General features: G+C 69.7%; 12 protein-coding genes. 1 reads left to right on the top strand and 11 read right to left on the bottom strand.

Annotated elements, in window-relative coordinates; translation table 11 throughout:
- Positions 1–2: 2 nt before the first annotated feature.
- Both fusA and WMF29_RS03505 read right to left on the bottom strand, forming a co-directional pair.
- Positions 3–2,090 carry an elongation factor G gene (gene fusA / locus WMF29_RS03510; RefSeq protein ID WP_437327477.1) on the bottom strand — a complete coding sequence of 696 codons (2,088 nt, stop codon included), beginning with the start codon at positions 2,088–2,090 and terminating at the stop codon, positions 3–5.
- A gap of 176 nt (positions 2,091–2,266) precedes the next feature.
- Positions 2,267–2,734 (bottom strand): Tudor-knot domain-containing protein, encoded by a 468-nt coding sequence (locus tag WMF29_RS03505; RefSeq protein WP_272097758.1) that lies wholly within the window; start codon positions 2,732–2,734, stop codon positions 2,267–2,269.
- 179 nt (positions 2,735–2,913) lie between these two features.
- Between WMF29_RS03505 and WMF29_RS03500 the strand changes: the two genes are divergently transcribed.
- Positions 2,914–3,414, top strand: a complete 501-nt coding sequence (locus WMF29_RS03500) for a YchJ family protein (RefSeq protein WP_437327476.1) — start codon at positions 2,914–2,916, stop codon at positions 3,412–3,414.
- A 78-nt stretch (positions 3,415–3,492) separates the two neighbouring features.
- Here the strand turns inward: WMF29_RS03500 and WMF29_RS03495 are convergent, their stop codons facing one another.
- From WMF29_RS03495 to WMF29_RS03455, 9 genes are all read right to left on the bottom strand, one after another.
- Positions 3,493–4,734: a patatin-like phospholipase family protein gene (locus tag WMF29_RS03495; RefSeq protein ID WP_437327475.1), complete on the bottom strand. Its 1,242-nt coding sequence runs from the start codon at positions 4,732–4,734 to the stop codon at positions 3,493–3,495.
- On the bottom strand, positions 4,731–5,678 hold the full coding sequence (locus tag WMF29_RS03490) for a CPBP family intramembrane glutamic endopeptidase (protein WP_437327474.1): 948 nt from the start codon (positions 5,676–5,678) through the stop codon (positions 4,731–4,733). Before WMF29_RS03490 ends, WMF29_RS03495 begins: the two co-directional genes overlap by 4 nt.
- Positions 5,675–7,351: an L-aspartate oxidase gene (locus WMF29_RS03485; protein ID WP_437327473.1), complete on the bottom strand. Its 1,677-nt coding sequence runs from the start codon at positions 7,349–7,351 to the stop codon at positions 5,675–5,677. The genes WMF29_RS03490 and WMF29_RS03485 overlap by 4 nt, the downstream gene beginning before the upstream one ends.
- Before the next feature lie 496 nt (positions 7,352–7,847).
- Positions 7,848–8,135, bottom strand: a complete 288-nt coding sequence (locus WMF29_RS03480) for a hypothetical protein (protein ID WP_437327472.1) — start codon at positions 8,133–8,135, stop codon at positions 7,848–7,850.
- A 561-nt stretch (positions 8,136–8,696) separates the two neighbouring features.
- Positions 8,697–9,461, bottom strand: a complete 765-nt coding sequence (locus WMF29_RS03475; RefSeq protein ID WP_437327471.1) for a PP2C family protein-serine/threonine phosphatase — start codon at positions 9,459–9,461, stop codon at positions 8,697–8,699.
- Between the two features lie 857 nt (positions 9,462–10,318).
- On the bottom strand, positions 10,319–10,450 hold the full coding sequence (locus WMF29_RS03470; protein ID WP_437327470.1) for a hypothetical protein: 132 nt from the start codon (positions 10,448–10,450) through the stop codon (positions 10,319–10,321).
- Between the two features lie 440 nt (positions 10,451–10,890).
- A complete protein-coding gene (locus tag WMF29_RS03465) occupies positions 10,891–12,471 on the bottom strand; it encodes a hypothetical protein (protein WP_437327469.1) in 1,581 nt (526 codons plus the stop codon).
- Positions 12,472–12,488: 17 nt separating this feature from the next.
- Positions 12,489–13,112 (bottom strand): hypothetical protein, encoded by a 624-nt coding sequence (locus WMF29_RS03460; RefSeq protein ID WP_437327468.1) that lies wholly within the window; start codon positions 13,110–13,112, stop codon positions 12,489–12,491.
- A gap of 1,023 nt (positions 13,113–14,135) precedes the next feature.
- Positions 14,136–15,680 carry a hypothetical protein gene (locus WMF29_RS03455; protein ID WP_437327467.1) on the bottom strand — a complete coding sequence of 515 codons (1,545 nt, stop codon included), beginning with the start codon at positions 15,678–15,680 and terminating at the stop codon, positions 14,136–14,138.
- Between the last annotated feature and the right edge of the window lie 37 nt (positions 15,681–15,717).

The following is a 15,717-nucleotide window of genomic DNA, read 5'->3' as shown; positions in this document are numbered from 1 at the left end:
CCTCACTTGGCCTTCTTCGCCTGCTCTTCCCGGTATTTCTTGATGAGCTCCTCACCAAGCGCCGCCGGAAGAGGAGCATAGCGCGAGAACTCCATCGTGAACTCGGCTTTGCCCTGGGTGGCGGAGCGGAGGACCGTCGAGAAGCCGAACATGTCGGAGAGCGGCACCTCCGCCTCGACGCGGCAGAAGCCGTCTGCCTCGGTCGAACCCACGATGATGCCGCGCCGCTGCATGAGGATGCCGACGATGCCGCCCTGGTACTCGCTCGGCCCCTCGCAGGCGACCTTCATCAGCGGCTCCAGGATCTGCGGGCCGGCCTTGGGGTACGTCTCGCGCCAGGCGCCGCGCGCGGCCTCCTGGAAGGCGATGTCGGACGAGTCGACCGCGTGGGCCGCGCCGTCGTTCAGCGTGACCGACACGCCCGTGACGGGCGCGCCGATGAGCTGCCCCTTGGCGAGCATCGACACGAAGCCCTTCTCGACCGCCGGGATGAACTCGCGCGGGATCGCGCCGCCGACGACCTGGTCGTCGAACCGGAACGGCGCCTCCGTCCACGGCTCGATGAAGCCGCCGACCTTGCCGTACTGGCCGGAGCCGCCGGTCTGCTTCTTGTGCGTGTAGTTGAAGTCCACGCGGCGCGTGATCGTCTCGCGGTACGCGACGCGCGGCGGGCTCGTGACCACCTCGGCCGCGTACTCGCGCTTCATGCGCTCGATGTAGACGTCCAGGTGGAGCTCACCCATGCCCTGGATGATCGTCTCGCCGCTCTCCGGATCGGCCCCGACGCGGAAGGTCGGGTCTTCCTTCGTGAAGCGGCGCAGCGCCTTCGACATGTTCGCCTGGGACTTGTTGTCCTTGGGCGTCACGGTGAGCGAGATGACGGGCTCGGGCACGTGCATCGACGTCATCGCGACGCTCAGGGTCCCGTCCGTGAAGGTGTCGCCGGAGTTGCAGTCGATGCCGAACATCGCGACGATGTCGCCTGCGCCCGCGGAGTCGATGTCCTCCATCTCGTCCGCGTGCATGCGGACGAGCCGGCCGACCTTGTGGCGCTTGCCCGTGCGGGTGTTCGTGATCTCGCCCCCGCGGGCCAGGTTGCCCTGGTAGACCCGCAGGTACGTCAGCTGGCCGAAGCGGCCGTCCTCGAGCTTGAACGCGAGCATCACGAGCGGCTTGTCCGAGTCGCTCGACAGGACGACCTCGGCCTCGTCCTTCTCGAGATCCACGGCCTTGTTCGTGATGTCGGCGGGCGTCGGCAGGTAGCGGGTCACGCCGTCGAGCAGGACCTGCACCGCCTTGTTCTTGTAGGCCGACCCCATCATCACCGGGACGATCTGGAGCTTCACGGTCGCCTCGCGGATCGTCTTCTGGAGGAGCTCCTCGGTGACGCGCTCCTCGAGGATCGCCTCGGTGAGCTCGTCGGAGTACATCGAGAGCGCGTCGAGCATCTCCTCGCGCGCCGCCTTCACCTCGTCGGCCATCCCGGCCGGGATCTCGCCGACGAGGATCTTCTCGCCGTTCGCCCCCTCGAACCGGTAGGACTTCATCGCGATGAGGTCGACGACCCCCTCGAACTTGTCCTCGAGCCCGATCGGCAGCTGCAGGAGGACCGGGTTCAGGTTGAGCTTCTCGCGCAGCTGCGCGCGGACCCGCAGCGGGTTCGCGCCGGCGCGGTCGCACTTGTTCACGAACGCGATGCGCGGGACGCCGTAGCGGCGCATCTGGCGGTCGACCGTGAGCGACTGGCTCTGCACGCCGGCGACGGCGCAGAGGACCAGGATCGCCCCGTCGAGCACGCGCATCGCGCGCTCGACCTCGATCGTGAAGTCCACGTGGCCGGGCGTGTCGATCACGTTGATCTGGTGCCCGTTCCAGAAGCAGTGCGTGGCCGCGGACTGGATGGTGATCCCGCGCTCGCGCTCGAGATCCATCGAGTCCATCTTCGCGCCGACGCCGTCCTTGCCCTTGACGTCGTGGATGGCGTGGATCCGCTTGGTGTAAAAGAGGATGCGCTCGGTCAGCGTTGTCTTGCCCGAATCGATGTGGGCGCTGATCCCGATGTTGCGCAGCTTGGACAGTTCGCTGATCACAGAAGGCTCCCCGCCGCGCACCCGTGAGGGCGTGCCCGTGGAGGGCGTGCGGCACGCATCGAACGTCAGCCGGGCGACGCACTCTTGCGATCGCCCAGTCAGAAATTCGGCGCGGCTCTTAATTCGGCCCCATGGCCAGCGCCAGGGGGAAAATGACCGCGCATGAACATTTCACGCTACTTGGCCTGAATCCTGGAAAGCCCGACCGTCTCGTCCCACTCCGATCCGTAGCCGTCGTAGTGGATGCGGTAGCGCTCTTGACCGACGATGCCGGTGACGACCGCCGGGTACATCTGCCCGTGCCACTCGACGCGGACCCTGTCGCCGATCTTGTAGACGTTCGTCTGCGATGCCTGCAGCCCCTTGCTCCGGACCTTCGGCGGCGGCGGCGGGTTGACGACGTTGCCCTCGACGAGGCCGCGGATCCGCTCACGAGGTACAACTTCGTCCCAGATGTCATCGTAGCCCTGGTAGTGGATCTTGAACTTCGTCGGACCCAGGACCTCGATGACCTCGGCCGGGTAGACGTTCCCTTCCCACGTCACGAGGACGTGATCGCCGATGGCGTATTGGCGCTTGCAGCCCCCCAGAACCAGGGCGAGGGCCAGGAGGAGGGCCGCGGCGTGAGCGCGCGCTGCGGGCATACTTCCCGCCCGCCTTACCGTCCTCGCCGGCGCCCCGCAAGAGGCTTCGCTCAGGGACGCGCGCTGGACGGCGCGACGGCGCCATGCCGTGCCGCGCCCGTTGTGCCGCACACCCGTCGCGCCCACCTCGACGCGCCCAGGGCGCTGCAACGGCGCACGAACCCGTGTAGAGAACGCCCATGACCCGAGATGTTCGTCCTGGTACGGGGACCCTCTCCCGCCCGTGCCCGTGCGGCTCGGGGCGCTCGTACCGCGAGTGCTGCGCCCCCTGCCATCTGGGCGATCGCGAGGCGCCCGACGCCGTGGCGCTGATGCGCTCGCGGTACGCCGCGTTCGCGGTCGGAGACACCGCCTACCTCTGGCGGACGCTGCACATGGGCCACATCGACCGCGGGCGCGACAGGGACCAGGTGCTCCGCGAGCTGAAGGTGACGATCCACCACCACCGGTACCGGGGCCTCCAGATCCTCGACAGCCTGCAGAGCGGCGACTCGGCGTCGGTGCTGTTCCTCGCCAGGATCTTCGAGGCCGGCGTGGACCGCTCGTTCGTCGAGCTGTCCGATTTCCTCCACGACGGCGAGGGCTGGCGCTACCTCCACGGCGTCGCCATCCCGCGCGCCCGCATCAGCATCCCGCCCGACGAGCTGACGATCGTCCGGTTCTCTTCGCTCGCCAGCTGATCTCGCCGTCCGAGCGGGCCCTCGGCTCGCCGATGCGCCCTCGGCCGGCTGATCAGCCCCTCAAGTGGCCGATCCGCCTCAGCCCGTCGACGCGCCCGAGGCGCGGGCCTCGTGCCACCCCATCGCCTCGACCACCGCGCGGTTCTTTTCCATCCAGACCGCGATGCGCTCGCGCGTCGTCCGGTAGGCGTACTCCAGGATGGCGCGCCGCGCGCGCAGGTTGGCAGGGTTGTGGAGGAACAGCAGCGCGTCGTTCCGCGCGGGCTCGAGCACGAGGACCTGCATCTTGCCCTCGGCGAGGGTGCGCCCCACCGCCTGGTGGAGCCGCGCGTGCGCGCCGATCCGCATCGCCTGGTTGAAGATCCAGAGCATGCCCTTGTCGCGCACGCTCTCGCGCACCCCGTGCCCTGTCGGGACGGGGCGGTGCGCGGTGGAGACGGGCACGAGCGGGCTCACGACGATCGTGAGATCGACGCCGGCGGCCTGCGCGAGATCGAGGTGCGCCACGTGGCCCAGCCCGCCGTCGAGGTAGTGGCGGTGCTCGACGCGCACCGGCGAGAAGAACAGCGGGAGCGCGAGCGACGCCGCGCAGGCGAGCGACACAGGGACATGGTCGAACCCCTCGGCGCCGAAGATGACGCGCTCGCCCGAGTCGAGGTCGTGCGCCGGGATGCGCAGCGTCCGCGGCATCGCGCGGAACGAGTTCGGGATGCCGCGCCTCAGGAAGAACTCGGCGAGGAACCGCTCGTACCGATCGAGCTGGAAGAGCCCCGCAGGGAGCGAGTCGTTGAAGCGATCGAGCTGCTCGAACAGGTACTGCTGCGCCGGCGCGTTCGGGGTCGCGTCGCCCCGGGTCGTGAGCCGGACGATCGCGTGGCGGAGCGCGACCAGGCTGGTGCTGAGCGCGCGCCGCCACTCGCCGGCGTCGATGTGGAGGAGGTGGCTGCGCTCCAGCGGGAAGAAGTTGTCGACCGGATCGAGCAGGGCGCGGTAGAGCCGCTCGATCGGGATGCCGCCCGCCAGGGCCGCGGCGACCGCGGCGCCGCTGCCGTGCCCGAGGTAGAGCGAGAAGCTCTGGTTGTCGATCCCCTCGACCCCGTCCTCGAGCGCCGCGAGCGCGCCGATCTGGTAGAGCGCGCCCGTCAGGCCGCCCCCCGGCAGGCAGAGGCTGACGCGCGCCCGCTTCGCCCCGGCGCGCGGGGCAGCGCGGCCCTCGCCGCTCGCGTCCACGGCCCCGGCGGAGCGGCCCTCGCCGTCCCCCGCTGCGATCTGCGCGGCTCGGCTCTCGCCGCCGCCCTGGCTCCCGAAAGCCGGCATCATGAGAGGTCCTTTTCCCTCGCGCGGGCCGCCCCCTCGGCGCGATGGCCGAGGACGAAGGCGAGCGCGGTCAACACGAGCGCGGAGGCGGAGCTCACCGCCACGAGCCACACGGGGCTCGCCGCGGCGCCGGCAGCCGAGGACGCGTCGTCGACGGCCCCCGCGCGCGCCGCGGAGAGGAGCGTGAAGCACTGGATGGCGTTGTAGGTGCCGTGGAGGAGGATGGACGGCAAGAGCGAGCCGCTCGCGACGCGGAGGACGCCGAGCGCCACGCCGAAGATCCCGATCGGCAGGAACTTCTGCCACCCGACGTGGGCCGCCGCGAAGAGCGCGGCCGTGATCGCGATGACGAGCGGGGCGCGGTGCGTCCAGCGCAGCGGGCGGGCGAGCGCTCCCCGGAAGAAGATCTCCTCCAGCGCGGGGCCGAGCACGATGAAGATGAGGCCGAGCGCGGCCCGCTCGGGCGCGCTCGCGTCGACGAAGACCCGGACGAGCTCGGCGTCGTCGATCCCCGACGGCCAGCGCGCCTCGATCGCCGTGTAGAGCGCTGCGATGGGCCCCTCGAGCGCGAAGCCGAGCGCGATCGCGAGCGGGTAGAACGCCACGTGCGTCCTGCGCAGGCCGAGGAACTGCCGGATCGACGCGCGGGGCGCGTGCACCTGGAGCACGCCGAAGAGCCCGAGCAGGTACGCCGCGGCCTGGCACGCGAAGCTGCCGATGACGTCGAGCTTCGGCGCCGGCCGGAACGAGCCCGCGCCGTCGAGCGCCGGCTCCATCCGGAAGGAGGAGATCAGGCCGAGCAGGAACAGGAACAGCGCGGTGACGCCCACGGTCCAGCCGATGGCCCCGGGGATCGACATCGGTCGCTCCTCGCCGCCTCGCCGGACGAGCGGGCCGGGCCCTCCGCCGCTCGGCGGAGGGTCGGGGGTGCCGTGCAGATCGCTCATCGACCTCGCAGATAAGGCAGGACGCCCCGCTTCACGACCGTGTCCGTGCCGAGGCGATCGTTCGTTTCCGGGTAGTCGATCGTCGTGTGCAGCCCCCGGCTCTCGTGCCGGGCGGAGGCGCAGCCGACGATGAGCTCGGCCACGGTGGCGATGTTCCGCAGCTCGAGCAGATCCCGGGTGACCAGGTGCTTCCAGTAGTACTCGCGGATCTCCTCCTGGAGCAGCGAGATCCGCCGGGCGGCGCGCCGGAGGCGGGCGTCGGACCGGACGATGCCGACGTAGTTCCACATGGTGCGGCGCAGCTCGTCCCAGTTGTGGGCGACGACGACCTCCTCGTCGCTGGCGACCGCGTTGCCGACCTGCCACTCGGGCACATCGGGGAAAGCGCTCTGCCGGAGCTCGGCGATCTGGGTGCCGAGGCGCGCGGCCGCGCGGTGGCCGAAGACGAGCCCCTCGAGCAGCGAGTTCGAGGCGAGCCGGTTCGCGCCGTGCAGCCCCGTGCACGTGCACTCGCCGATCGCCCACAGCCCGGGGATCGTCGTCCTGCCGTAGAGGTCGGTGGTGATCCCGCCGCACATGTAGTGGGCGGCCGGCACGACGGGGATCGGCTGCACGGTGATGTCGATGCCGTAGCGGAGGCACTGCGCGTGGATGGTCGGGAAGTGCTCGCGGACGAAGCTGGCGGGCCGGTGGGTGATGTCGAGCAGCACGTAGTCCGAGCCGGTCCGCTTCATCTCGAAGTCGATGGCCCGCGCCACGATGTCGCGCGGCGCGAGGTCCTTGCGCGGATCGTGGCTGGCCATGAAGGCCGTCCCGTCCGGCAGCCGGAGGATGGCGCCCTCGCCGCGCAGCGCCTCGCTCACGAGGAAGCTCTTAGCCTCCGGGTGGAACAGGCACGTCGGGTGGAACTGGTAGAACTCCATGTTCGCGATCTCGGCGCCTGCCCGGTAGGCCATGGCGACGCCGTCGCCCGTCGCGACGTCGGGGTTCGTCGTGTAGAGGTAGACCTTGCCTGCGCCGCCGGTCGCGAGCACGGTTGCCCGCGCGAGGTAGGTCTCGACGACGTGCGGCTTCGACGCTGGCCGGTGCCGGGGCGCCGGCCGCTCGGAGTCGCGCGGCCGCGGCCCGTTCAGCGCGGCGTCGGTCTCGTCGAGCACGTAGGCGCCGGCGCAGATGTCCGGCCCGCCGAACCGGGAGAGCGGGATGAGGTCGATCGCCGTGTGGTGCTCGGCAAAGCGGATGTTCGGGTTCTGCCGGGCCTGCTCGAGGAGCGCGCGCTCGATCTCGAGGCCGGTGGCGTCGGCGGCGTGCACGATCCGCCGCGCGGAGTGCCCTCCCTCGCGCCCGAGGCGCACCTGGCCGTTCTCGTGGTCGAACTGGGCGCCCCGCGCGATGAGCTCGCGCACCCGCTCGGGCCCTTCCCGCGCGCAGATCTCGACGACCACCTCGTGACAGAGCCCCGCCCCTGCCTCGAGCGTGTCGGCGATGTGCGCCTCGGGGGAGTCGTCCGGGGCGAAGACCGCGGCGATGCCGCCCTGAGCGTACTTCGTGTTGGATTCGTCACGCGCGCGCTTGGTGACGATGATCACCTCGCCGTGCTCGGCCGCCTCGAGCGCGAAGGTCAGCCCAGCCACACCGCTACCGATGACGAGGAAATCGGTCGTTATCGCCACGGCCCGGAGGGTAGCAGGAGCGGGGCGCACGGAGGTAGGCCGTGGTGCGCTTCCTGCGTGCGACGGCGCTGCGGCCAGGCGTTCGGGCGGGAGGCCAGCGGGGCCGGGGAGAGCGGCGCGCCGGCGTGGGCCTGCGCGAGGCGTGGGCGCACGCTCGGGCCGATCGCGCTCATGGCGGAGCGCCTCGGCCGTTGCCGCCGCGCGCCGGGGCGCATGTATGCCGACGCGCCAGGGCGCACGGTGCGCGCTCGGGCTCGCGGCGCGAGCTCATGAGCGCAGTCCATCCATCCGGAGCCGCGACTCGCGCAGAAGGCGCGCCGCGCGCAGCAGCCAGAAGGCGCGCCGCACACAGCAACTCGCGATGTGCAGCGAGGATGCCGGAGATGCGGTGTTCCGGCACAACACGACAGATTCCCGGAGAGCACATCAGAGCCAGCGTCCCCCATACCCTCTGGTCAGCTCGCTCGATCCAGCCCCTCGCGAAGGGGCCTCTCGCTCAAGAGTCCTCGCCCTTGCGGTGCACCGAGGGCACGAGCATCAATCTGGGGCGGCGCTTGCTGCGCTCTTTAGGACCACTGACCGGGCGTTGGTTCTTGGCCCACAAGAGGCTCTGCGACGCGGGCAGTCTGGGCCCTGACGGCGGCGCGAGCTCCTCCGCCGCCGCCTCTTCGCGAGCCGCCCGCTCCGCGATGCAGTGCATACAATACTTCTCGGGATCCCAGTCGATGTCCTCGAGACCCAGCCTCCGTACCCACATCCGCTCCCACTCCCCCATCTTGCTCAAGCTGGGGCGCTTACCAGAGGGAGGGGGGTCGTCTCCGCGGGACCTTCGGCGCTTCGGCATGGGGCTCCTTGAATTCGGGAGGCGCCCATTCTGCCGGCAACGAATGAGCTCGCCAAGGGGTTTCTTCGAATCATGGTTACCGTTTTACCGTGTTACGTTCAGCCCTCCGGAATTGCCACGAAATCATACCGCCTCTCATTTTTTCTACACCGCTCCCCGCTACCAGCAATCCAGCGGGCTCTGCTCGCTGCCGCCACATCGCTTGCTCACGGAGACGCCTGCTCCGCCGCCCTGCGCGGGCAGCCCGCCGCAGCCGCGGGGTCCGCCGCTGCCTCCGCTCGCTCCGGCGCCCGGCATGGCTCCAGGAAAGATCGCCGCCCCGCCCTTCGCGCCACCATCTTCGCCCCCAGGAATGCTGCCCACCCCCGGCCCGTGCTCGGCCCTACGGGCCTGCGCGCGGTCCGCCCCTCCCAAGTCCCGCGCTACGCGCGGGACGGGAGGGGTCGCCTCGCCACAGCCTCGCTGCGCTCCGGCGCTTCTGCGCCGCTCCTCCTTACGAAGTCAACCCACGGACCCCGCCACACGGGCCAGGACGCACATTGCCTGCTCGAGCTCGCCTTTCTCATGAGCGCAGTCCATCAGCAGGCTCGCCGCCAGGCGCAGCTCACGGTGCGCTGCGAGGATGCCGGCGATGCGCTGCTCGGACACCGAGCCCCAGAGGCCCCCCGAGCACACGAGGAAAATGTCGCCCGGCTCCGTGTTCTCGACCTGGGCCGTCATCTCCACCGCCGCTTCGCAGCCGAGCGCGCGCGCGGCCGCGCCGGCGTGTTGCACCAGCATGGCTGGGGCGTCCAGCGGGACGGATCCATCCAACGCCCCGCCGTCGACCGCCGCACCATCACGCGGTCGCGCCTCCAGCTTCCCCCCACGGAACCGGTAGATGTGCATATCGCCGGCGTAGACGATGTACGCCGCCCCTGGCGCGAGCAGTACACCGGCGAAGGTCACCTGCACGCCGCTCGGTCCCGGCTGCAGACGCTCGTCCTCGGAGCGGCCTGTTCGACGCGGGCTCATCGTGAGCCGCACTTCGTCCCGACACTGCGGCGCGATCATCTCGCCAGCGCCAAGGTCGTCCACGCTTCCTGCCTCGACAGGGGGATGCACCATCTCGATCGCCGTGCGGGAGACGATCTCTCCGCCGAGCCGGCCCGTGACCAGGAAGAGGCCCAGGCAAGGCAACTCACCAGAGCGCTCCTCGTTGCTCGCACGACGCCTCGACACAAGGGCATCCGCCCCGGCCTCGATGGCGAGCGTTGGACGCACCATCCTTCACCTCGCACGCTCGTCGCAAGGACGAGCCGAGTCAGCGCGCACCTCGCTCGCGGTGCGCCGGTCTCCTGTTCTGTCACCCAGCCCGCCGCGCCGTCACCGTGCGCCCTCGGCGAGCTCAGGCCGTCAGCGGCTGCTCGCTCGACCTGGGAGCTCGCGACGCGACCTTTCGCTCAAGCGCTCAAAAATCCTCGCGCACGAGACGCGCCAGTCGCACCATCTTCAGCAGCAGCCGCCTGCAGCGGCCCTTGCTCCGCCTGCCTCGCCTGCCCGCCCTCGGCGGGATCTGCTCCCACCCAGGGCTCAGCCGCAGCTTCGGTCGGTTCCCCGACCGTGATGCAAGCTCCTCCATCACCGCTTCCCAGGCCGCTCGCTTCGCGATGCAGTGCTCGCAGTGCAGTTCCGGGTCCCACTCCACGTCCTCGAGACCCAGCCTGCGTACCCACATCCGCTCCCACTCCCCCATCCCGCTCGGGCTGGGGCGTCTTCCGGAGGGAGGGACATCGTTTCGACTGGAATTCCGGCGCATCGGCAGGGCGCTCCTTGGATCGAGCGGCGCGCATACTGCCGGCCACGAAAGAGCTCGCCAAGCGTTTTCGTCCAGAAATCGATATCTTTCGACTACTTACGCGCAGCCAGGCCGGGTCGTCACAAAATCGTACGGTCGTCCTCACTTTCTCCACGCTCACCGGTGGCAGCGAGCAGCGGGCGCAGCTCGCCGCTGTACATGTGGCCTGCGGGAGGCGCCTCGCACGCTCGATCGCGCGTCGCGCGATCGTCGGGGTAGCCTGCCGCCACGCTTCGCGGCGGCAGGCTGCACCAGCGACGAGGCCGCCCGCTGCCTCGTCGCTCACTTACGGAAACTCCTGCTCCGCCGCCGTCGTGCCTGCTGCGCCCGCGTTGTCGGCGACGTTGTTGCTGCCGCCGGGGCCCCCGGCGCCCGGCGGCGTGCCGGGTTGCAGCGTGGTCTGCCCTTGCTGCTGCACCGCGTCGCCTCGGCACGCGAGGACGGGAGGGGGTTTCGACGGCGATCGCGGTTCGGAGCCCAGCGCCATCACGCCTCCGCCCCGGCGCCACACATCGCAGCTCCCTCGCCGCAAGAAAGTGATCTACTGCCGGACTGCCTTCAGCGACCGTTGGATAACATCCACGCTCGCGGCCCGACGCAGAAGGTTTCAGCAGATCAACGGTCCCTCCGCCAGCGCCCTGGGCAATCCACGCGATGGTGGTGCGGTTGTAAGCGCCTGGCAGCCCACCGTGTCGCGTCTCCGCGACGAACCACTCCCTACCACCGCGGCACGGGGCACGTCCACTCATATCTTTGTGTTTCCTTCAGCTCAGCTGCTCACAAGACGCAGCGCTCGTGACTCAACCAGTCGCATTACGTTGAGCTCTTCGAAATTCTCACACGACGGCACTTTCTTTCTCACTGCCCGCAGCTCTCGTTTCCACCGAAGCTCCAGCACGCGGCGCTCACACCGGGCGTGCCGGCGTTGTCGCCGAACCCGAGCTGCCCGCCGTCGCCCGCCGCCCCCTCCTTGAAGTCCTTCAGCTCCACCGCCGCGCTCGGCGCCGCGGCGTAGGCGATTCCCACCGCATGGCCGCCTCGACCGCCGCCGCCAAGGCCGCCGCGGCCGCCCGTGCCGCCACGACCACCATTGCATCCGGAGCCACCAAGAGGGCCCGCGTCACCTGCGGTCCCGCCACTGCCCCCGCTGGCGCCAGGGCGTCCGAGTCCGCCCTTTCCTCCGTTGCCCGCCTTGCCCGCGGCGACGGTCACCTCCGTCAACACCAGCTTCGTTCCCAGGCTGAGGATGCCGATGCTCGATCCGCCCGCTTGGCCGCCGCCTCCTCCTTTGCCTCCGCAGCCGCCGGCTCCGCCGCCGCCGCCGCTGGCGCCAGAAGCCTCCACGGGGCTCCTCGGGTTTCCGCAATAATACCCCGCCTTCGCGCCGCCGCCTCCGCCGCCTCCTTGGCCTTTCTTGCCGGTGATGCCGGGGGCGCCGTCGCCGCCGGCGATACCCGTGAGGGCGAGGGTGGTGGCGCGACCGGCGGCGCCGTGGGTGTCAGAGGCGCCATCGCGGCCGGGTCGGCCCTGTTCGCATTCGCTCATCTCCGTTTGGCCCATGCCGCCGAGACCCGGGCTGTCGGGGAGGATTGGGTCGGGCAGGGGGGTTCCGGCCTGGCCGGGCCGGCCGTTGTCGTCGTCCATGCCTGGGATGCCGCCGAGGCCGCCTTGGCCACCGCGGGTCTCACCGTCTTCGCAGATGGTGACGCCGGGGTCGCCGCCGTAGACGGACACATCCATAATGCACGCGAACGAAGCCGTATTCGTCGACCCGCTCGCCCCGGTGTACGGCCGTTCGATCGGCATCTTGCCGTCCGCGCCAGCCATCCCGTCGCTTGCGGTCACCTCCACCTGCACCAGTTCCGCCTCGATGTCCGCGACCGCCACCCCGATCGACGACCCGCCCGCCTTCGTCGCGCTCGCGGCGCGCACCGCGAAGCTCCGCACCTTTGCCCCGTTCGCTCCCTCCCCCAGCGTGAGCGCGATCTGATCCGGCGGCCCCTCGATCGCGCTCCGCGCCGCTTCGCTCCACGTCCACCCCGCGTCGCAGTCGAAGCCGCCGATCACCTCCACGCCCGCTTCGATCGTGACGCTCTCCGCGAACGCTCCGCTCGTGCACGCCAGCACCCGCTTGCCGTGGGCGTTCGCGACCGCCTCCGCGAGCGAAGCGTACGGCTTCTCCTTTGTCCCGTCCCCGCCAGGAGCCGCGTTTGTGCTCGCGAACACCGCGCACTCGTCCGTCACCGTGCTCGCGTCCTCGGTCGGATCCGGCTCGCATGCGGGGTTCGTTCCACCGCCGCCGTGGCCTGTGGGTACGAAGTGATCACACGTCAGCATCCGCTCGCAGTCGTCCGTCACGTTGTCCCAGAACCCGCAGCCGCACAGCAATATGACGAGTCCCAATGTTCCTCGAATCCAGCACTTTCTGATCATGGCCATCACTTCCTCTCCTGAGCTCACCACATACCCGTCACGTTGACCCCGACGCCGCCTGTCTGCAGACTGGGCAACGCACGAATCCGCCCCGTCGCTGTCGCCTTCGTTCGAGGCCACAGCAGATAGGTAACCGCACCGATGGCCAGCGCCCCCGACGCGATATAGGCGATTCGCGCGGCGTTGCCCCACATCTCGCCCCTCGAGCCGACACTGTGAAGCTCTTCGCACGACCGTACGACCGCCGGTGATGGGGTTACGCATTGTCCCCCTACGGCCAGAATCGCCTGACCTCTCAAGCGCACCTCATCTAGCGCGTTGTTGCTCGCTACCGTCATCCCCACCCCCACACCAAGCCACACCGCGCTGGCCGTCCCCAGCACGATGACCGGCCCCCAGCTCCGCTCCTGCGGACGTGCGATCGGCGTCACGGACGCAACCAGTGAGTTATCCGCCACAAGCGCACCGGATGCAGTCGAATCGGCCGGCGCATTCGTCGTCGCCTCCTCGTCCGGAGCGGCCGGCGCAGTCTCTTTCGCCTCCTCGCACCACGCGGTCCGTGCCGGTGTGCCCAAGAGAAGAGCGCTGAAGAGATAGAAGCCCGCATGCAGCCTGTGCTTGGCCCTGCGGACCTGTGGGCGATCCACCCCTCCCACGTCACGCGCAGCACGCAGGACTGGAGGAGTGCTCCTATCACTGGCGTTCGTCGTGTCTGCGCGGCGCTGCGTCCGTGCGACCGACACCTCGACGACTGGCCGGTCCGACGCTGTGGAATAGCGACCTGCTGCCGGGCTCCCTTCAGCGACCGTCGGATCGCGTCCGCTCTCGCGGCCCGACGCAGAAGAAGTCAGCAGGTCAACGGTCCCTCCGCCCGCGCCTCGGGCAGTCCACTCGGAGATGGTGAAGTTGTCAGCGCCGGGAAGCCCACCGTGCCGCGTCTCCGCGACAAAACGGTCCCTACCACCCCAGCGCGGGGCACGTCCAATCATTTCTTGTTCTCTCCTTCAGCTCAGCTGCTCACAGACTGCGACCCTCGTCTGCGACGCATCGCATTCCCTTGAGCCCTACACAATTGCCATTCGGCAGCACGTATTTCTTGCTGCCCAGGCGATCGTAATCGAGCGCATTCCCTTGAGAACTGCGGTATTGTCCCGCGACACCACCTTCTTCTCGCACCGCCCACAGCTCTCATTTCCACCGAAGTTCCGGCACGCTCCGCTCGTCCCCAGTCCACAAGTGTTCCCGCCCGCCTCGCGTTGCCGTCGTCGCGTGCAGTACCGGCGGAGCATCCGCTTGCCACCGCGCGGGTCACCCGCAGGACACACCTCTCCCCGTCGATCGCGTTCCATGCGATCGCCAACACCTTCTTCCGCCGCACTTCGGGCCGGCGAGCGACGCCCTCGACGACGCCGCCCGCTACCTCATCGGTCGCTTACGGAGACGCTTGCTCCGTCGCCGCAGTGCCTTCCGCGCCCGCGTTCTCCGACACGTTGTTGCTTCCGCCGGCTCTCCCCAGCGCCCGGCGTGCCGGGCTATAGCGTCATCGGCCCTTCCCGCTTCTCCGCCTCGGCCTGGTATGCGATTGCGAACGACGGCCCACCCAGGCCACCTACTCCTTCAATTGCATTCCGTTGAGCTCCATAAAATTGCCACACAGCAACACCTTTTTCTCACTGCGCGCAGCTCTCGTTCGTCGCAAAGTTCCAGCAGATACCGCTCGCGCCCTGAGCACCGGCACTCTGCTCCGATCCACCAGGCCCAGCACTGCCTCCGTCTCCGGCTGTGCCCGCCGTGAACTCCTTCAGCTCCGGCGTGGCGCTCGGCACTGCAGCGTAGGCAACGCCCACGGCGTGGCCCCCTCGGCCGCCGGCGCCAGGACCTCCAGCTCCGCCTCGGCCACCATCCCCGCCTTTGCATCCGGGGATTGCAGGCGCCGCAGGGGCCGTACCGCCGGCAGCACCTGCTCCACCCGACCCGCCGAGTTGACCCGCCGCGCCATTCCCCCCCTTGCCCGCTTTGCCCACCGCAACGGTCACGTCCGTCAGCACCAGCTTGGTCCCCAGGCTCACGATCCCGATGCTCGATCCTCCGGCCTTTCCTCCGCTGCCTCCCTTCCCGCCACAGCCACCGGCTCCGCCTCCGCCTCCGCTGGCCCCGGGGCCATCCACCGGGTTCGAGACGGGCCCGCAGAACAGCCCTGCTTTCGCGCCTCCGCCGCCACCTCCCCCTTGACCTCGCTTCCCAGGTGTCCCGCTGCCGCCATCGCCGCCCACGATGCCGGCCAGCGTCGGCTGCGTGTCGCTCCTAGCCTCGCCGACCTCGCCGCCAATGCCGGGCAAACCATCTTCTCCGCGCCGACAGTTGGCGTCGGCTTGCCCAGCGCCACCGATCCCGTACTTGTCCGGGTTCGGCTCCGGCAACGGCACACCATCCGCGCCCTTCTGCCCATTGCCCTCGTCGGTACCCGTGGTCCCGCCGAGTCCGCCGGCGCCACCGCGCGTCTCGCCGTCGTCACACGTCGTCACACCGGGATCACCACCATAGACGACGAATGGGCACGCATTGGACACGTCCGCCGGCGCGCCGGCTCCCCCTTGCGGCGCCTCCTCCGGCGTTTCGCCGTTCGCGCCGGCCATCCCATCGCCGGCCGTCACATCCACCTGCGCCAGTTCCGCCTCGATGTCCGCCACCGCCACGCCGATCGAAGACCGGCCCAGCTCCGTCGCGCTCGCCGCACGGACCGAGAAGCTATGCACCTTCGCTCCGCTCGCACCTTCGCCCAGCGTGAGCGCGCTCTGGTTCGGCAGTCCCTCGATCGCGCTCCGCGCCTCCTCACGCCACGTCCACCCCACCTCGCAGTCGAAGCCCCCGATCACCTCGACCCCAGCCTCGATCGTCACGCTCTCAGCAAACGGCTTGCTCGCGCACGCAAGCACCCGCTTGCCGTTCGCGTTCGCCACCGCCTCTCCGAGCGAGGCGTACGGCTTCGCCTTCGTCCCGTCTCCCCCCGCTTCCGCAGTCGCACTCGCGAACACCGCGCACTCGTCCGTCACCGTGCTCGCGTCCTGCGTCGGATCTGTCTCGCACGCCGGGTTCGGCACACCGCCCCCTGTGCCTGACGGATAGAAATAACTGCAGGTAACCAGGAGCTCGCAGTCGTCCGCCAGGTCACTCCAGAAGCTATCGCACCCCCCCACCGCCAAGACGAACGTCAACCCACTGAGTGCTTTGCGCATGTTCCGCACGTGGTTT

It is taken from the genome of Sorangium sp. So ce381, assembly GCF_051473845.1.
GTDB classification, from domain to species: domain Bacteria; phylum Myxococcota_A; class Polyangia; order Polyangiales; family Polyangiaceae; genus Sorangium; species Sorangium atrum.
This window is presented reverse-complemented; position numbering and strand designations above follow the sequence as displayed.